Here is a 17,273-nt window from a genome sequence, read left to right as displayed (position 1 = left end):
ATCGACTATCCGGTTTTTTTATTTTGTCTTATATCTAGAATTAAATCTTTTCACCATTTACAAAAACTTCATAACCAATTTCTACATTAGGTTCTAAAGTTTTAGAAACTGAGCAGTATTTTTCAAATGATAATTGTGCTGCTTTTAATGCTTTACCAGGATCAACAGTACCCTCTAAAAAAAATTTAACTTTAATTGCCTTAAAAGGTTTTGCTTCTTCTATCTGAACTCTTTCACCTTCAACTTCAGCTTTAAAGCCAGTAATTTCCTGTCTTTGTTTTTTTAATATAGAAACGACATCTATTCCGCTACATCCCGCAACTGCCATTAAAACACTTTCCATTGGAGAAACTCCTTTTGCTCCTGACTGAGAAGTATTGTCCAAAAGAATAGAATTCCCCTGAGAGTTGGTGCATTCAAATAAAAAATCGTCGTTTATTCTGTTTAATGTTATTTTCATTGTCGTATTTATATTTAAGATCATTAGAATTCGTCTGCAATTTAAAAGGCAGACAAATCGTAGAATATTTAGATGTACAAAATTATAAAATTCCCCTCGCTTTTATCTCCAAATATTTATTGATAACGTCGATATTTAAATTTTCAGGAAGGGTATATACCGTGTAGATCCCATATTTGCGAAGTTCCTGGATAATCAGTTTCTTTTCAAATTCAAATTTCTCTGCAATAATCTCGTCATAGATGTCCTGCATACTTTCAGGATTCCTATGAATTAAAGTCTGAAGTTCTGAATTTTTAAAGAATACAACAACCAGCAAATGGTTCTTCGCAATACCACGAAGATATTTCAACTGCCTGTTTAATCCATCTAATGTTTCAAAATTAGTAAATAGCAAGATCAGACTTCTTTGATTGATCGAATATTTTACATCCTGATAAAGTCTGTTAAAATCACTTTCAAAAAAATTGGTTTTGATGTTATAAAGAGATTCAGAAATTTTCTTTAACTGACCTGATTTATTTTCAGCAGCTATTTTATTTTCAGTTTTTTTTGAGAAAGTCATCATTCCCGCCCGATCTCCTTTTTTCAAAATGATATGAGACAAAGCCATTGTTGCATTAATTGAATAATCTAAAAGACTCAATTCTTTAAAAGGCATTTTCATGGTTCTCCCAGTATCGATCAACATAAAAATACGCTGTGACTTTTCATCTTGAAATTGATTAACCATAAGACGATTGGTCTTTGAGGTTGCTTTCCAGTTAATCGTTCGAATATCATCACCCGGAACATAATCTTTAATCTGCTCAAATTCCATGGTATGCCCCAGCTTTCTGATCCTTTTAATACCACCCAACAAAAACTCACTCTGAAGCGCCATCAGCTCATATTTTCGGAGATGAATAAATGATGGGTAAGCAGCAAGGTTTGCATCCTTTTGAAATCTATATCTTTTTGAAACGAAGCCTATTGGTGAAGCCGCATAAACATTTAAGCTTCCAAAATTATACTCCCCTCTTTCTTTAGGTTCTAAAGTATACTGAAAATAGGTATTTCTTCCTGAAGCAATTTCTTTACGGATCAAAAAATCCCTTTTTTGAAACTGAAACGGAATTTCATCAATGATCTTGGTACTGATCTTAAAACTGTAGTTATTTTTAATATCTACCTTTATTGGATTCTCATCTCCATTAGATAATTTCTCCGGCAATATTCTTTGTGCTAAAATTCCGTCCTTTTGATTAAAAAGAAGAAGAAAATCTACCATTGATGCTAGAAAACAAAGTAATAACAGGATATGAGCAATGTAGATGATGAATGGAAAGAAAAATGCAAAAACATAGAGTATCCCCACTCCTATGAGTGCGAAGAAAAAACGGTTATTAATGTATAAGTTTTTCATTTTCTCAGGGTTGCAGCTGTTATGATTAAGGAATTAGATCTAAAGCTTTTATCAGCTAATCCCTAATTCTTAACCTACCTTGGTATCTCTATTCCTTCTAAAATTTGTCTAATAATTTCATCAGCACTTAGACCTTCCATTTCTCTTTCCGGCGAAACAATTACCCGGTGTCTTAGCACTGCATAGCTTGCCTCTTTAATATCTTCAGGAGTTACAAAATCTCTTCCTCTTAATGCCGCAAAAGCTTTTGAAGCTGTTAGCAATGCTAAGCTAGCTCTTGGAGATGCTCCCAAGTATAAAAACTGATTTTCTCTGGTATTCACTATAATTTTAGCAATGTATTCCATTAACTGAGCCTCAACAATAATTTCCTTTACCAACTGCTGATAATTTTTTAATTGCTGGGCTGTTATTACTTTTCCTACAACTTCCGTTTTATCTTCCGTTCTACTTTCGTGTTGATTTTTAATAATTAAAATCTCTTGTTGAAGATTTGGATACCCAACATTTATTTTAAATAAAAACCTATCTAATTGCGCTTCCGGAAGCCTATATGTTCCTTCATGCTCAATAGGATTCTGTGTAGCTACCACTAAGAAAGGCTCTTCCATTGTGTATCGGATTCCATCCATTGTAATCTGCCTCTCTTCCATTACTTCAAACAAAGCAGCCTGAGTCTTTGCCGGAGACCTGTTAATCTCATCAATTAAAATAAAGTGTGAGAAGATAGGTCCTTTTTTAAATTCAAATTCGGAATTTTTAACATTAAAAATAGAGGTTCCTAGTATATCTGAAGGCATTAAATCAGGGGTAAACTGAATTCTGCTGAAATCAACATCAATTGTTTTAGCCAATAATTTTGCCGTAATCGTCTTAGCAACTCCAGGAACTCCTTCAATCAGAACATGACCGTTTGATAGAAGAGCAGCAAGAAGGTGTTCTACCATACTTTCCTGTCCTACAATTACTTTAGCAATTTCAGACTTTACTTTTTCTAAACTTACCCGAAGTTCAATCATATCGATTCTCGACTGAAAATCGTTTTCTTTTTTATCAAGATTTATAGAACTTTGATTTTCTAAATTTTGATTTTCAAGGTCTTCCATAAAATTTTAATTTATCATTTGACAATATATCAATTTACCAATGATTGATAAACCATTACATTGTTATATTATTATCGTAATATTTCATCCAAGACTTTATTGAGTCTTGTAAGATCCTCCTTCATCACACTGGCGTACGGATCCTGAGCTTTTCGGATCAGATCCAGTGCTTCATTGATCATTTCCATTGTTCTTCCTGTTTTCAACTGCAGCTTTTTGGCAAATTCATTATCTAGGTTTTGTGTGTCAATAAGAAGATCCATTCTTACTTTATTCAGGAAATACTGAGCTTTCTTGGCCATCATATCATGAAAGTCTCCTTCCTGAAGATAAAGATTTCCAATACTTTTCACAAAATCTACAGAGGTATTTTTTAAAGGTTCCATAATTGGAACAATCCGTTGTTTTCTTTTTGCATTGAAGAAAATAAATAGGATCAATCCCCCAAGGAATACCCACCATGCATATTTAAGAGCTGGTTTTGAGAGTATAAATCTCATAAAAAAACGGGAAGAAGCTTTGGCGCTTGCCGCCTCTACAAACCAAAGTGTTTCTTTGTCATTAAGATACGAAAAAACATCTTGTGCGTATCTAATATTTCCGGGCTTAAGAAGATAATAGTTAGTGAGGAAAAGTGGCTCGCTGTGGACATAAATATTTCCTTTCCCAAATTTCACCTTGATAAAATTAGCCTGATCTGAATTATTTTTTTCAACCGTTTTTCCTAAAACTTCCACACTAGGTTTAATGTAAGAGAAACCACGTCCCGACGGGAATTTATCCAGGATCATAAAATCATTCAGATATTTTTTATCTGTAAGCTTTAAAACATTTTGCTCATCAAAAGAGATCTGAGAAATATAATAACCAATACTATCCGAAATCTCTTTTGGAATTTTATTTACGATCAGCATCGCATCAGAACCCTTGGAAACTTCACCTAATATACTACGCCACGATTGTTTATCTATTTCTTTTTCGACAACTAAAATATTGTGAAGATCTTTTTTGTTCTCATTGTAATAATCATAAGGCGTCTCATCAATCTTTTTAAGATGTGTTTTAAAAAGATCTTTTACTTCTTTATTAAATACGAACAATCCAAAAGGAGATTTTTCATTAGGATCAAAGTTTTTACGCCAATCTGTAACCTCCTTTTTATTAACTTCAAGCAATGCCAAGATCACCATGATAATGATGAAAATTATAGCATATATTTTGAAAGTTTTATTCATTCTTAAAAATTTAACTATGGTTTAAACCTCTGATATTGGTTTTTAAATTTTAAATAATCCTCCTCATTGATAATGAACTCTCCATACCATACATAATCAAATATATACGAAAGGTTTGAAAATTCATTTTTTAGATGTGGAACTTTAAGTTCTGCAACATAATCTTTATTCGTTTTTTCAGGATTCCAGATGATCGACTTCCTATCGCTCAATTTTTTAAGAACAAATAAAAACTGATAGCGAACCGCTGAACGATAATCTCCCGTTCTTTCAAACTTTGCGATGCTTTCAGGGAAATTAATCTCATGAATATTTTCGTGCAGTTCTTCTTCTTTAATATTTACTTTTTTATTCTTTCGTCCAAAGAAAAAATTCCCGTCTTTACCTAATAAGTATCTAATAATAAAATACAATAAGAATCCAACTAGAAGTATAGCAAACAAACGAATCACAACTGTAGTGATCTTAGCTGAAGTTCCAAAGCTGTTCTCACCAAAAATACTTTCGATAATTTTGGCAAGTTTTCTTTGCAGTTTTTGCCAGAATGATTCTCGGGGTTTTATAGTTGTATAATCGAACTCTTTCCCTTTGTATCTGGCTTTAAGATTCTCTTTGAATTTTTTTGGATAAACTGTATTCTCAGAAATCGGATGTTCAATCAATACAGAATCTGCACGGTACATATTATTATAATGTCCGGTACTCAAAGAATCTTCTATATATTCCTCAGCAATGGGAGAATCGTCATTCTGAGCATATGTAAATCCAATTGAGAAAAAGATCAGTAAGAAAAAAACAATCTTATTCATTAATACCAATGGTTTCTATTTCTGCAAGTTCTACCTTCTGATGAAGGTCTGACCTGCTGTCGTAATACATCAATCCTGAATTGACATACAATAAATTTGAAAGAACAAATGACAATAACATTGAAATTCCATAGATCACAAAAAATAATATTCCCATTGTTCCCTGAAAAGGATTTTGTTCAAAATTACCATCAGGAGCTGAAGTGAGAATTGAACTATAGAAAAATATCATTGGAATAAATGTGAAAATCGTAGTAATCGTATACATGATAAGAAAGACAATTGTCGTAGCCCCCCAATACTTCCAATACGGAGACTTTTCTCTTCCGTTCTTATAAGAAAACTGTGACCGTATTGCATAGCTCAAGCTTTCAAAAAATCCTCTCTCACTATTAAAATAGTCATACATCAAGAATGTAACAACATTAAATAATGTTGGATAAACCAACAGCATGATGAATAATCCGATAATGATCAATATCAAAGCATAAGATATTCCCGCAATAATAAAAGCTAAAGGAGTAACAATGAATACCATTCCCAAACATAGTATACCTATTCTTCCCGCATTGTTTTTGAAATCACTCAAAATATCATCCGTCCTGATCTTTTCCTCTCCACGGGCGAGCCTTTTCATATAAAAAACAGGATAGAGATAATTAACAATCATCAAAATTAGGAAAAGTAAAAATGTTAATAATCCCACCACAATCAGCATACCCACATTATCTTCAAAGTATTGCTGAAAATAGTAACTATTACCACTCATATTGGATCCAAAAAGCTGTGAAAAAAGTTCTTTATATCCAAATATAAAAATGGTAACCATTAAAATCAACAGTAATCCATTGAGTAGAATATAGTTTTTAAAATAGTTCTTCCCGTATAATTTGAAAAAATTGAAACTATCACTTATAAAAGTTCCAAAGTCTCTTTTTTTATAAAACTGCATCATGTATGTGTTTATTAGTTTTTTTATTGACTACAGCAGGATAGATAAAATAATAATATCCTATGATTGAAAATGATCCTAAAATAATAATCAAATTCAAAAAAAGCGGTATCTTTAAAGCATGCCTTGTGATGTAGCCTTCAATAATCCCGGCACAAATAGTAAAAGGGATTGTACTTAAAAATATTTTGAATGAATCTTTAAATCCATTTTTAAAAGAATTAAATCTGGACAGTGTTTTTGGAAATAAGATTGATGCTCCCAGAATTAATCCACACATCGCTTCAACAACCATAGCGAAAATCTCAAATACGCCATGCAGCCAAATGCCCCTTGCGCTTTCTTTTAGTGCTCCATAGTCATAAAAAAAATATTGAAAAGCTCCCAACATTATACTATTTGACAACAAAGCATATAACGTCCCTACACCTCCGAAAACACCATAAATAAAAAGCTTAGCTCCTACTCCAATATTATTGAAGATTATACCTATTGTACTTCCCCATGTCGATCCACTCTGATAAACTCCTACTGCATTTCCTTTTTTAATATTTTCTATGGTCTCGTTCACATAACTTTCACCTAGAATAATGTTCACAAAATCTTTATCGTAGATTGCTGAAAGAACTCCTATCGAAGTAAACAGAACAAAAAATAAAAAAGCATATATGAGATATCTTCTGTATTGAAACATGAGTAGTGGAACCTCTGTTTTAAAAAAGTACAAAATCCTGTTTTCTTCTACTCTTTTTGTTTTATAAATTTTTTGAAATATCTGTGAAGACAAATGATTTAAATAGACTGTCGTATTACTTTTAGGATAATAAGTCTGTGCAAAAGAAAGATCATTGACAAGATTAATATATAGCGAAGACAGGTCATCCGGATTTTTTTTTATTTTCCCTTGAATAACCTGTTCAATTCCCAACCATTTTTCTTTATTTTGTTTTATGAAATAAACTTCTCTCATAATCTAAGGCTAAAATAATAAAATTATGTCTCAAATTGCGATTAATACCTCACAAAATGTAAATATTAACTTCAACATTGCCAGTGTTGGAGAAAGAATGCTTGCATTTATCATTGATCTCCTAATAAAAGTCGCTTATATCGTCATTACTTTCTATATATTTTTCAACTTTTTTGATTTGGGATATTTATTAAACGGTTTGGATCAATGGTCTCAGATGGCTATTTATATTGCTATTACTTTTCCTGTTTATATTTATCCTGTTGTTCTGGAAAGCCTTATGGAAGGGCAGACGCCAGGAAAAAAAGTAATGAAGATACGGGTGGTGAAAATTGATGGATATCAGGCAAGTTTTGGAGATTATTTGATTCGCTGGGTATTCAGAATAATAGACACTTCTTTTGTTGGTGTTATTGGTTTGATTTCTATGATTGTTTCTAAGAACAACCAACGTTTGGGAGATATCGCATCAGGTACAGCTGTGATTTCACTAAAGAACAGCATCAATATTTCTCATACTATCCTGGAAAATATTCAGGAAGATTATGTTCCTTCATTTCCTCAGGTTATTGCCCTAAGTGACAATGATATGAGAATTATTAAAGACAATTATACAAAAGCCTTAAGAATAGATGACAGGCAGATCATAAGTAAGCTTTCCGATAAGATCAAGAATATTCTAAAATTAGAAATTGACCCTGTAAAAATGACGGAAAGACAATTTATCAATATCGTTATTAAGGATTATAATTATTACACGGGGAAAGATAATTAATTATTTTTTCTTTTAAATTAACTCAAGTGGTTTTTGTTGATTCCATTTTGAGCCAATTTACAAGTCGGTGCAGTTTTTGTACTTTTATTTATATTAAGCTTTTAATTATGAAATTTGAAAATAACAAATCCGGAAATGGCGGAGTTCTTACACTAAATAATGAAATTAAGGAAATTGGCAGGCTTACCTATACTATTTTTCCTGAAGAAAATAAACTTATTATTTCGTTCGTATTGGTTCATCCTGAATTCGAAGGACGAGGAATGGGAAAATATTTAGTAGAAGAAGCTATAAAATTTTCCAGAGAAAATAACTGGAAGGTTTACCCACACTGTTCTTATGCACGATCTGTCATGATGAGAATGAACGATGTAGATGATGTATTTTTAAAGAATTAAAACTTCGTTCACTAATATTTTTTCAATATCATCAGGGTAATCTACTTTGAAATGTTCATCGGAAGCTACCCAAGCCATTATCTCTTCAAGCTTTAAAATTTTAGAGTTTAGTATTCCCATTTTATCTAAGGCACAGGCATTACATTCCTGCTCATATTGATTATGAATAGGAATTACAAACAATTTTTTTTCCAAAAAAAGAGCTTCTGCAGGAGCTTCAAAGCCGGCATTACACAAAATACCATCACAATTTTCAAAGCACTTCAAATACTCGACTTCATCAATTGGGAAAACTTCTACATTTTCTACTTTAGCTTTATTTTTGCTGTATTTAGAAAACACCTTCCATTGCACAGGAATCTGTTTTAAGATCTTGATAATATTTTCATCCGAAAAGCTCGGTAAATAGACAAGATAATATCCTTTTTTATCAGGATTAAGGTTACGGATCTTATGTCTTATAACAGGTTTTTTTATTTGAGGATGATAATTTTCAAAATGAAAACCTATTTTCCTTGCACTTGGAACATAGTATTTAAGAATAAGTTCCCCAAGAAAATCTTTTTTCTCAGGTTTTGGAGTCTCAGAAAAACTCATGGAAGCCTGATGACTAAGTTCAATCATTGGGAGTTTTTTCAACTTGCAGGCCCAACCCGTTAAAGGTTCATAGTCATTAATGATCAGATCATATTGTCTTAACTCTAATTCATTGATGGTTTTTACGGCCTGAAAAAATTTATTTTCAGTAAATGTTTTCCTATAGGATAAACCGCCGGTTTTATTATAGAGCAAAGAAATACCCTTATACTGAAAGTTAATATCGAAATCGGCCTTTAATTGCGATTGATGACCGCTGATTAATGTATCAACCGAAGCATATTTTTTAAGAATAGGAATAATCTCCTGAGCTCTCGCCACATGCCCATTTCCTGTCCCCTGAAATGCATATAAGATTTTCATTCGGAAAAATTAGTTACTATTTTCAAAAGATCACTGGTATCAAGATCCTGAATTTCTTCTGTTTCATCATCTTGAAGCAAATGTTTATGATCATCATAATAGAAAATCTTCCATTCCTTGTCATGATATTCCAAGGCTGATAAATTTTCTATCCAGTCTCCCGAATTAAGATAAGTACAAGAGCCTTTTTTATTGACAACTTTACGGATTTGAGGTTGGTGTATGTGACCACAGATGACATAATCATAATGATTGTCTATTGCCAGTTCAGAAGCAGTTAATTCAAAGTCTCCAATATATTTTACCGCCTTTTTCACATTGTTTTTGATTTTTTTCGAAAATGAGTATTTTTCTCGTCCCATTTTCTCTAAGACCCAATTTACAACATTATTAATAACAATCAGCATATCATATCCCTTCCCACCAAGTTTTGCAATCCACTTGGAGTGTTGAACTGACGCATCAAATACATCACCATGAAAAATCCATGTTTTCTTTTGATCGATATTAAGACAAATTTTGTTACAGACCTTGAGCTTACCTAGTTCAAAATCGGTAAACTTCCTGAACATCTCATCATGATTTCCAGTGATATAGTATACCTCTGTATTTTTAGTGGCAAACGAGAGGATTTTTTTTATAACCTTTAAATGAGGTTTAGGGAAGTAAGACTTTTTAAATTGCCAGATGTCAATGATATCACCATTCAAAACCAGAATTTTGGGTTGAATTGAATTCAGATACCTTAGTAACTCTTTAGCCTTACATCCATAAGTTCCCAAATGCACATCCGAAATAACAACTAACTCAACATTTCTTTTCATAGTTTTATGCAAAGAAACTAATTGAAAGTTAACTGTATATGAATGTTATATTATTTTTTATAAAGAATTCATTAACTCCTCAGTAATTTCCATATTGTGATACACGTTCTGTACATCATCATCTTCTTCAAAACGGTCAAGCATCTTCATGTTGGCCTTAAACTGCTCTTCAGTAACTTCTTTCGTATTGTTTGGAATTCTTTGAAGTTCCGCACTTTTAACTTCAATTTTAAGCTCATCCAGCTTATGAGATAAAGAACCAAAGTCTTCAAAAGCAGTGGTAATCATTATTTCTTCTTCATCTTTATCAATATCTTCTGCTCCTCCATCAATCATCTCCATTTCAAACTCATCCCAGTCCATTTTAACATGAGCAGGATCAATATAAAAAATACCCTTTCTGTCGAAGATAAATGCCAATTCACCATTCTTTCCAAGGTTACCATCAAACTTATTAAAAATAGCTCTTACATTCGCTACTGTTCTTGTTGTATTATTCGTTGTACACTCTACAAAAAATGCGACTCCTCCTTGTCCGTAACCCTCGTAAGTTACCTCCTCATAGTTTTCAGCATCCGCTCCACTTGCTTTTTTAATTGCTCTCTCTACATTATCTTTAGGCATGTTTGCCCCTTTTGCATTTTGGATACATCTTCTTAAAGCTGGATTTGCTTCAGGATCTGTTCCACCAGCTTTTACAGCTAATGCAATGTCTTTACCAATTTTAGAAAAAGTCTTGGCCATCTTATCCCAACGGGCCATTTTAGAAGCTTTTCTATATTCAAACGCTCTTCCCATTTTTATTTTTAAATTTTCAACAAAATTAGTTAAAAGTATACGAAAAAAAAATACCTCCAAAAAAATTGGAGGTATTCATTATTTAGAAAAATTAATTATTTTTTCTTTTTAGCTGGAGCTTTTTTCTTAGCTGTAGCTTTTTTCTTAGCAGTAGCTTTCTTAACTGGAGCATCAGCGTAATCTTTCTTAGCGATTGTACTCCACTGGCTGTCATCTTCGATAGCAGTTACAACTACTTTTCTATCAGCTTGTCTTTCAGCATCAGAAGCCGTTGCAGGAACTGTAGCTTTAGCTTTACCAACACCTACTGATTTAACAGAGTTAGGATCAACACCTCTTGCATCTAAAGCAGCAACTACAGAAGCAGCTCTTTCTCTAGATAACTTCAAGTTGTAAACTTCAGAACCTTTAGCATCTGTTCTACCTTCTAATAGATAGTGACCTCCATCTTTTTTGATGATATCAGCAGCTCTATCCAATGCTGGTTTAGATTCAGCTTTGATTGTAGCTTTGTTGAAATCGAAATAAAGATTTCTGAATTCTTTTTCTACTTCAGTAGCAGTTTCTTTCTTAGGCTTAGGACATCCGTTGTATTCTGGTAATCCAGGAACTGTAGGACAAGCATCATCTTTATCTAAGATACCGTCTCCGTCTGTATCTGGCCAAGGACAACCGTTGTTTTCAGCTGGACCTGCAACTGTAGGACAAGCATCATCTTTATCGATAACACCATCACCGTCAGTATCTGGCCAAGGGCAACCATTGTTTTCAACTGGACCTGCTACATCTGGACATTGATCGTCTTTATCTGGAACTCCATCACCGTCAGTATCAGGACATCCTTGGAATTCTGGTAAACCTGGAGTATCAGGACAAAGATCATCTTTATCTAAGATACCATCCTTATCTCTATCTCTGTTACCAAATCTAAATAATAAAGATGCAGAAGCCTGCCAGAAGTTAGCAACGTTAGATTTATCACCAGGAGTTGATACGTAATCTCCTTGAACACCTAAACCGAAGTTTTTAGTTACCCAGAAGTTAGCACCTGCACCAGTAGAAACTGTAAAGAAGTTAGCTTTACCATTTTCGTTACCAGCATCTCCGTTGTATACTGTCTCTCCATCAACAGATTGTCTTGGGAAAGTAAGAGCAGTATAGTCGTGTCTTAAATAGTTGGCACCAACTCTTAAGTAAGGGTCAAACCAAGATTCCTCGTTCCATAAAAGACCTGCAGCTTTAGCTTGGAAACCAAGACCTGTCATCAACATAAATTCTTTCCCCATGTTGAATCTTTTATTATCAACATTTCCTACGGAAGTCTGCCAGTCAATTACTAAACCTTTACCGATGTTTCTAGCAACAGTAAGTTTAGATAATGGAGGAGTAATAGAGAAGTTGTTCATATTGAACATTGTCTTCGTTAAATTTTTTGCAGCAAAAGTATTACTAAAGTCGCTTCGTACTGCCTTATGGTTCTCCGCATGAGCACCAACTCCGATCAACCACGGATTGTTGGTAGTCTGAGCGAATACAGTAGAAGCAACAGTAAGTGCCAATGCTGAAATTCCTAATTTTAGATTTTTCATAGAATTAAATGATTAAATAATTGATATTGCAAAATAAATATAATTTTTCTTTATATACAAAGTTTTTTGAATGATTTTTAACTTTTCTTTAATATTCTATCCAGGGTTCGTTTATTTTCTCTATCTTTTATCGCTTCCCTTTTATCAAAAAGCTTTTTCCCTCTTGCCAAGGCTATTAACACCTTTGCTTTTCCACTATCATTAATATATAACTTTAGAGGTATAATAGTGTTCCCTGCATCTTTTAACTTTTTCTCGAATTTTTGTAATTCTTTTTTGTGCAAGAGCAATTTCCGTTCCCTTTTTGTCTTATGATTGTAAAAAGTTCCTAATTTGTACTCATCGATCATCATATTAATGATGTATAATTCCCCATCAATAAACTGACAGAACGATTCTGTAATAGATGCTTTGGAAGAGCGTAAAGATTTTATTTCTGTCCCTGTTAAAACCATTCCTGCTTCAGTTTCTTCCATGATTTCATATTCGAAACGCGCTCTTCTATTTAATATGTTGACTGTTTTTTCGATCTTCATTAGATTAAAATTTCATTTGAAATATACAAAAATACCTTTCATTTAAAAACTTGACTATTACATTATTATAAAATACCCAAATTCTTTTCGTAATTTTGCGCCAAATTTACAAAACTATATGTTAACAGTATCTAACTTATCTTTACAATTCGGGAAAAGAGTTCTTTTTGACGAAGTAAACATCATGTTTGCTAAAGGAAATTGTTATGGGATTATCGGAGCTAATGGAGCGGGAAAATCAACATTTCTTAAAATATTAACTGGAAAACAAGACCCAACCACAGGAAGTGTATCATTAGAGCCTGGAAAAAGAATGTCTGTTTTAGAGCAGGATCACTTTGCATACGATCAATATAATGTTCTTGAAACAGTACTTAGAGGTAACAAAAAATTATTCGAGATAAAGGCAGAAATGGATGCCTTATACGCAAAAGAAGATTTCTCTGATGAAGATGGTATTAAAGCCGGAGAGCTAGGTGTTATTTATGATGAGATGGGAGGATGGAACTCAGAATCTGATGCACAGACTATGCTTTCCAATGTTGGGGTAAAAGACGATATGCATTGGCAGATGATGAGTGAACTTGAAAACAAGGACAAAGTAAAAGTTCTTTTGGCTCAAGCTCTTTTTGGAAACCCTGATGTATTGATTCTGGATGAACCTACGAATGACCTTGACATTGACACGATCTCTTGGTTGGAAAACTTCCTTGCAGATTATGAAAATACAGTTATTGTTGTATCTCACGACCGTCACTTCCTGGATACAGTTTGTACACATATCGGAGATTTAGATTATGCAAAACTTAATCTTTATACAGGTAACTATTCTTTCTGGTATCAAGCTTCTCAATTGGCAACAAGACAAAGAGCTCAGGCTAATAAGAAGGCCGAAGAAAAGAAAAAGGAACTTCAGGATTTCATCGCAAGATTTAGTTCAAACGTTGCTAAAGCAAAACAAGCAACAGCTAGAAAGAAAATGATCGACAAACTGAACATTGATGATATTAAACCATCTTCAAGAAGATATCCTGCAATTATTTTCGAGATGGAAAGAGAAGCTGGAGATCAAATTCTAGATGTAAAAGGTCTTGAAAAAACAAAAGACGGAGAATTACTTTTCTCAAATATTGATCTAAACCTTAAGAAAGGAGATAAGGTTGCTGTACTTTCTAAAAACTCTTTGGCCATTACAGAATTCTTCGAAATTTTAGCTGGAAACGTTGAAGCTGATAAAGGAGCAGTTGCTTGGGGAGTTACTACTAATCAGTCGCACATGCCTTTAGATAATACCAATTTCTTTCAAGAGGATATTAATTTAGTTGACTGGTTAAGACAGTTCACTAAAAATGATGAAGAACGTCATGAAGAATTTATGAGAGGATTCTTAGGAAGAATGTTATTCTCAGGAGATGAAGCTTTAAAATCTTGCAAAGTACTTTCAGGAGGTGAAAAAATGAGATGTATGTTCAGTAGAATGATGCTTCAGAAAGCCAACATTTTGTTACTTGATGAACCGACCAACCACTTAGACTTAGAGAGTATTACAACATTGAATAACTCTTTATCTAATTTCAAAGGAAATCTTTTACTGGCATCGCATGACCACGAAATGCTTCAAACGGTCTGTAACAGAATCATCGAATTAACTCCTAACGGAATTATTGACAGAGAAATGAGTTACGACGAATATCTTGCTGATAAAAAAGTAAAAGAATTAAGAGAAAAAATGTATTCTTAAATAATAAGACAACATAAAAAAACAAAAAAATCCTCAAATTAATTTGAGGATTTTTTTGTTTGGTACAAATTCTATTTTGTAAGTTTTGTCGTTGGCAAAGTAACGGTTCCGGGATCTTTCCATAAACCATCTTTTTCCGCTCTTTTCTTAATATTCTGAGCTCTTTTTTCACTATCCGGGTGAGAGTTGAACATCTTTTGAAAACCAGACTGAGTACTTCCTGAAGAAAGTAACGCTAATTTTTTAAATGCTGTATATTCTGCTACTACATTGTATTTATTCGCTTTCATAAAATCATAAGAGTAAGCATCCGCTTCTGATTCCTGTTTTTTACTATGGGAAGCATCTAAGAATGCATTTGCCATCTTACCTACCTGACTGTCATTAAGAGTAGCGACAGTAGATGAAGCTGAAGATGCAGCATCTAATGCTGCTGCTTTTAAATAAGCAGATTTAATAGCGTCTTTTGTGTCTTGATTCTTTACGTGACCAATTTCGTGACCTATTACAGCTAGTAATTCGTCATCCGTCATAACATCCATCAGAGATGAGAACACTCTTACACTTCCATCTGCACAGGCAAAAGCGTTTATATCTGTTACTTTATATACTTTGTAATTAAGATTAAGTCCGTCCTGTGATTTATGTTTACCAAAAAGCTTGTTCAGCCTAACTGTATATGGATCTTTCGCTCCTGCTACAGCATTGTTCTTATCCATCCAATCAACTGATTCTTTAGATAATTTCACAGCATCTTCGTTCGTAAATGTTAATGCTTTTGCTCCTTTAGTAGCTACATCTGTAATTTTTCCTAGGCTAATCTTTTGCCCTTGAAATGTATGTACTGCTCCAATTAAGCATACACATAGAATAATTTTTTTCATATTTAATTAAATTTTGGTTTAGGCAGCGAATATATCATTTTTTTAACGAAAAAAATCCTTTTCCGAAAAATTCCAGAAAAGGACTTACACCTAATATTAAGAAACCACTTTACACAATAAATAATGATGCAATTGATGTTGCATCACTGCCACTCAAAACTTCGTCATAAGCGGCAGATCCTGCTGCGGCTCCAAATGCAGTCGCGGTATTATATCCACCTTGGTTTGTGTTATCTTCACCTGCGTAAACAGCGTTAGTAGCGGAAGGCATATTTCCACCATTTGCTAATTCTATCCAACCTTTATTAGCTCTCATTCTTCTCACTTGCGAAGCATGCCTTGCTTCTACGGAATGAATTTGTAGAGCAGCCTGTAAGACCACTTTATTCGACATTACATTTCCAGCCTGTCCTTTGTATGCTCTTACTCCTGTATCCTCAAAAGCTTGTGCCAGGACAAGAAATTGATTGTAATCTGTAAATGGAGAGAAATTACCTCCAGCCGTAAAATCAAAATTAGGCTTTGCTCCAGGTGTTACGCCTAAAGAGGTAAGAGTACTTTTCAAGAAACCTACATGCGCAGACTCATGCTTAGAGATCTGCATAAAAACTGTACGGTCAGCATTAGGAATCAAACTTGCAGTAGACAGTCCGATCGCATAATATTCGTTTTCCAAATACTCTAAGGTCAAAGCTAATTGTAATGCTTCCGTTAAAGCACTTTTTAAAAAACTTCCAGGAACCGTTACATTTTGAGTTTCAGCTTTTGCAGGAGTCGACATAGCAAGTCCTAATCCTAAAGGGACTGATGCAATAGCTGCTTTTTTACCAAATGATGAAATATTGGTAAGTGTTTCTAATCTTGAAGCTTCTGTTGTAAAAAATTTATCATCAGAAAATTTATCTAGTAATTTTAGAATGTTCATAATAGTACGTTTTAAAAGTGAATAATTTAGTTAATGCCTCTTTCCTTCCATGTAAATGGAGTTTTTATAAATCCTCCAGCTGCCATTACCACATCTTTTGGTTCTTTAGCTACATCTAATCCGTTGGCATCAATCACATCATCTCCGGAAAAATCTGCTGATCCAGGATTAATAAGATTTCTTATTGCCGATGCATGTCTTGCTTCTACTGAAACAATTTTCCCTGCAATCACTAAATATTCTGGATTTGTAATATATTTTCCTGCTGCATTATAGGCCGCAACACCCGTGTCTTCAAGAGCTTTTGCTGTAGCCAGTACAGAACTTCTATTATTAAAATTCACACTTGGATATTGAAATTCAAGTGTTGGCAGTACATTAGCTGTTACTCCACTTATTGCCGCTTTAAAGAAATCACGGTGTATCACTTCATGATGGTACAGATCTGTAAACAATTCTTTTTCAGCGGTTGAAATTCCTGAGTAAAAATTATTGACCACTTTCGTATAAAAATCTGCTTCCAACTGTTCAAGGGCATAAGCATAATTTAATACACCTACATCTCCTTTTCCAAGATCGAATACCTGGTTATCCACCATCTGGAAATCATCATCATCACACCCCACTAATGCAAGGCCTGCCATAGCCAGACCAATGCCACCTAGTTTCAGGAAGTTTCTTCTGCCTGTATCCAGGGTGGTTCCCTGGTTAGAAATATTAATTGTCTTTTTCATAATATTAATTTTAAAGTGTTTAGTTATTTAATATCATTTACGACAATTAATTAAGTTTGGATTTACTAAATCTAAAATTTTATTAATTTTTATTAAAGTTTTCTTATTTCACTTATTAAATACATAAAAATCATGAGTCCGAATATTTAAAATAAATTGAAACTAAAATCAA

Annotated in this window: 18 protein-coding genes; 3 read left to right on the top strand and 15 right to left on the bottom strand. The window is 33.4% G+C overall.

Annotated elements, in window-relative coordinates:
* Positions 1-40: 40 nt before the first annotated feature.
* The 7 genes from J7E44_RS15025 to J7E44_RS14995 all read right to left on the bottom strand — a co-directional run bounded on the left by J7E44_RS15025 (position 41) and on the right by J7E44_RS14995 (position 6,937).
* On the bottom strand, positions 41-460 hold the full coding sequence (locus J7E44_RS15025; RefSeq protein ID WP_214831185.1) for an OsmC family protein: 420 nt from the start codon (positions 458-460) through the stop codon (positions 41-43).
* Between the two features lie 82 nt (positions 461-542).
* Positions 543-1,865 carry a DUF58 domain-containing protein gene (locus J7E44_RS15020; RefSeq protein ID WP_214831184.1) on the bottom strand — a complete coding sequence of 441 codons (1,323 nt, stop codon included), beginning with the start codon at positions 1,863-1,865 and terminating at the stop codon, positions 543-545.
* A 74-nt stretch (positions 1,866-1,939) separates the two neighbouring features.
* Entirely contained in the window at positions 1,940-2,971 is a 1,032-nt protein-coding gene (locus J7E44_RS15015) for an AAA family ATPase (RefSeq protein ID WP_214831183.1), read from the bottom strand.
* A 71-nt stretch (positions 2,972-3,042) separates the two neighbouring features.
* Complete coding sequence (locus J7E44_RS15010; RefSeq protein WP_214831182.1) at positions 3,043-4,206, bottom strand: DUF4350 family protein; 1,164 nt, start codon at positions 4,204-4,206, stop codon at positions 3,043-3,045.
* Between the two features lie 14 nt (positions 4,207-4,220).
* Positions 4,221-5,015, bottom strand: a complete 795-nt coding sequence (locus J7E44_RS15005; protein ID WP_214831181.1) for a DUF4129 domain-containing protein — start codon at positions 5,013-5,015, stop codon at positions 4,221-4,223.
* Positions 5,008-5,967, bottom strand: coding sequence for a DUF4013 domain-containing protein (locus J7E44_RS15000; protein ID WP_251040586.1), 960 nt, complete (start codon positions 5,965-5,967; stop codon positions 5,008-5,010). The genes J7E44_RS15005 and J7E44_RS15000 overlap by 8 nt, the downstream gene beginning before the upstream one ends.
* Positions 5,954-6,937 carry a stage II sporulation protein M gene (locus J7E44_RS14995; RefSeq protein ID WP_214831179.1) on the bottom strand — a complete coding sequence of 328 codons (984 nt, stop codon included), beginning with the start codon at positions 6,935-6,937 and terminating at the stop codon, positions 5,954-5,956. The genes J7E44_RS15000 and J7E44_RS14995 overlap by 14 nt, the downstream gene beginning before the upstream one ends.
* A 25-nt stretch (positions 6,938-6,962) precedes the next feature.
* Here J7E44_RS14995 and J7E44_RS14990 point away from each other — a divergent pair, with 25 nt between their 5' ends.
* Both J7E44_RS14990 and J7E44_RS14985 read left to right on the top strand, forming a co-directional pair.
* Positions 6,963-7,712: an RDD family protein gene (locus tag J7E44_RS14990; RefSeq protein ID WP_214831178.1), complete on the top strand. Its 750-nt coding sequence runs from the start codon at positions 6,963-6,965 to the stop codon at positions 7,710-7,712.
* 107 nt (positions 7,713-7,819) lie between these two features.
* On the top strand, positions 7,820-8,110 hold the full coding sequence (locus J7E44_RS14985) for a GNAT family N-acetyltransferase (protein ID WP_214831177.1): 291 nt from the start codon (positions 7,820-7,822) through the stop codon (positions 8,108-8,110).
* Here the strand turns inward: J7E44_RS14985 and J7E44_RS14980 are convergent.
* The 5 genes from J7E44_RS14980 to smpB all read right to left on the bottom strand — a co-directional run bounded on the left by J7E44_RS14980 (position 8,099) and on the right by smpB (position 12,817).
* A complete protein-coding gene (locus J7E44_RS14980) occupies positions 8,099-9,070 on the bottom strand; it encodes a glycosyltransferase family protein (RefSeq protein ID WP_214831176.1) in 972 nt (323 codons plus the stop codon). The two genes, J7E44_RS14985 and J7E44_RS14980, sit on opposite strands and share 12 nt — an antisense overlap.
* The gene (locus J7E44_RS14975; RefSeq protein WP_214831175.1) at positions 9,067-9,894 is read right to left on the bottom strand and encodes a UDP-2,3-diacylglucosamine diphosphatase; all 828 of its coding nucleotides are present in this window, start codon (positions 9,892-9,894) and stop codon (positions 9,067-9,069) included. The genes J7E44_RS14980 and J7E44_RS14975 overlap by 4 nt, the downstream gene beginning before the upstream one ends.
* A gap of 57 nt (positions 9,895-9,951) precedes the next feature.
* Entirely contained in the window at positions 9,952-10,692 is a 741-nt protein-coding gene (locus tag J7E44_RS14970; RefSeq protein WP_214831174.1) for a YebC/PmpR family DNA-binding transcriptional regulator, read from the bottom strand.
* A gap of 95 nt (positions 10,693-10,787) precedes the next feature.
* Positions 10,788-12,281 (bottom strand): OmpA family protein, encoded by a 1,494-nt coding sequence (locus tag J7E44_RS14965; RefSeq protein WP_214831173.1) that lies wholly within the window; start codon positions 12,279-12,281, stop codon positions 10,788-10,790.
* A 77-nt stretch (positions 12,282-12,358) separates the two neighbouring features.
* A complete protein-coding gene (gene smpB / locus J7E44_RS14960; protein ID WP_214831172.1) occupies positions 12,359-12,817 on the bottom strand; it encodes an SsrA-binding protein SmpB in 459 nt (152 codons plus the stop codon).
* 118 nt (positions 12,818-12,935) lie between these two features.
* Between smpB and J7E44_RS14955 the strand changes: the two genes are divergently transcribed.
* Positions 12,936-14,558: an ABC-F family ATP-binding cassette domain-containing protein gene (locus tag J7E44_RS14955; RefSeq protein WP_214831171.1), complete on the top strand. Its 1,623-nt coding sequence runs from the start codon at positions 12,936-12,938 to the stop codon at positions 14,556-14,558.
* Between the two features lie 71 nt (positions 14,559-14,629).
* Here the strand turns inward: J7E44_RS14955 and J7E44_RS14950 are convergent, their stop codons facing one another.
* The 3 genes from J7E44_RS14950 to J7E44_RS14940 form a co-directional block, all read right to left on the bottom strand.
* Positions 14,630-15,442: a M48 family metallopeptidase gene (locus tag J7E44_RS14950; protein ID WP_214831170.1), complete on the bottom strand. Its 813-nt coding sequence runs from the start codon at positions 15,440-15,442 to the stop codon at positions 14,630-14,632.
* A gap of 109 nt (positions 15,443-15,551) precedes the next feature.
* Positions 15,552-16,367, bottom strand: a complete 816-nt coding sequence (locus tag J7E44_RS14945; protein WP_214831169.1) for a ferritin-like domain-containing protein — start codon at positions 16,365-16,367, stop codon at positions 15,552-15,554.
* Positions 16,368-16,393: 26 nt separating this feature from the next.
* The gene (locus J7E44_RS14940; protein WP_214831168.1) at positions 16,394-17,101 is read right to left on the bottom strand and encodes a ferritin-like domain-containing protein; all 708 of its coding nucleotides are present in this window, start codon (positions 17,099-17,101) and stop codon (positions 16,394-16,396) included.
* Between the last annotated feature and the right edge of the window lie 172 nt (positions 17,102-17,273).

The sequence above is a fragment of the Chryseobacterium sp. ISL-6 genome, from assembly GCF_018613715.1.
GTDB lineage: Bacteria > Bacteroidota > Bacteroidia > Flavobacteriales > Weeksellaceae > Chryseobacterium > Chryseobacterium paludis.
Note: the sequence above shows the minus strand (reverse complement) of the source record. Positions and strands in the feature narration are given on the sequence as shown.

Excerpts from the sequence above, each read along its gene's own strand:
- J7E44_RS15025 (WP_214831185.1), bottom strand. The coding sequence starts at position 460 with ATGAAAATAACATTAAACAGAATAAACGACGATTTTTTATTTGAATGC.
- J7E44_RS15020 (WP_214831184.1), bottom strand. The coding sequence starts at position 1,865 with ATGAAAAACTTATACATTAATAACCGTTTTTTCTTCGCACTCATAGGA.
- J7E44_RS15015 (WP_214831183.1), bottom strand. The coding sequence starts at position 2,971 with ATGGAAGACCTTGAAAATCAAAATTTAGAAAATCAAAGTTCTATAAAT.
- J7E44_RS15010 (WP_214831182.1), bottom strand. The coding sequence starts at position 4,206 with ATGAATAAAACTTTCAAAATATATGCTATAATTTTCATCATTATCATG.
- J7E44_RS15005 (WP_214831181.1), bottom strand. The coding sequence starts at position 5,015 with ATGAATAAGATTGTTTTTTTCTTACTGATCTTTTTCTCAATTGGATTT.
- J7E44_RS15000 (WP_251040586.1), bottom strand. The coding sequence starts at position 5,967 with ATGCAGTTTTATAAAAAAAGAGACTTTGGAACTTTTATAAGTGATAGT.
- J7E44_RS14995 (WP_214831179.1), bottom strand. The coding sequence starts at position 6,937 with ATGAGAGAAGTTTATTTCATAAAACAAAATAAAGAAAAATGGTTGGGA.
- J7E44_RS14990 (WP_214831178.1), top strand. The coding sequence starts at position 6,963 with ATGTCTCAAATTGCGATTAATACCTCACAAAATGTAAATATTAACTTC.
- J7E44_RS14985 (WP_214831177.1), top strand. The coding sequence starts at position 7,820 with ATGAAATTTGAAAATAACAAATCCGGAAATGGCGGAGTTCTTACACTA.
- J7E44_RS14980 (WP_214831176.1), bottom strand. The coding sequence starts at position 9,070 with ATGAAAATCTTATATGCATTTCAGGGGACAGGAAATGGGCATGTGGCG.
- J7E44_RS14975 (WP_214831175.1), bottom strand. The coding sequence starts at position 9,894 with ATGAAAAGAAATGTTGAGTTAGTTGTTATTTCGGATGTGCATTTGGGA.
- J7E44_RS14970 (WP_214831174.1), bottom strand. The coding sequence starts at position 10,692 with ATGGGAAGAGCGTTTGAATATAGAAAAGCTTCTAAAATGGCCCGTTGG.
- J7E44_RS14965 (WP_214831173.1), bottom strand. The coding sequence starts at position 12,281 with ATGAAAAATCTAAAATTAGGAATTTCAGCATTGGCACTTACTGTTGCT.
- smpB (WP_214831172.1), bottom strand. The coding sequence starts at position 12,817 with ATGAAGATCGAAAAAACAGTCAACATATTAAATAGAAGAGCGCGTTTC.
- J7E44_RS14955 (WP_214831171.1), top strand. The coding sequence starts at position 12,936 with ATGTTAACAGTATCTAACTTATCTTTACAATTCGGGAAAAGAGTTCTT.
- J7E44_RS14950 (WP_214831170.1), bottom strand. The coding sequence starts at position 15,442 with ATGAAAAAAATTATTCTATGTGTATGCTTAATTGGAGCAGTACATACA.
- J7E44_RS14945 (WP_214831169.1), bottom strand. The coding sequence starts at position 16,367 with ATGAACATTCTAAAATTACTAGATAAATTTTCTGATGATAAATTTTTT.
- J7E44_RS14940 (WP_214831168.1), bottom strand. The coding sequence starts at position 17,101 with ATGAAAAAGACAATTAATATTTCTAACCAGGGAACCACCCTGGATACA.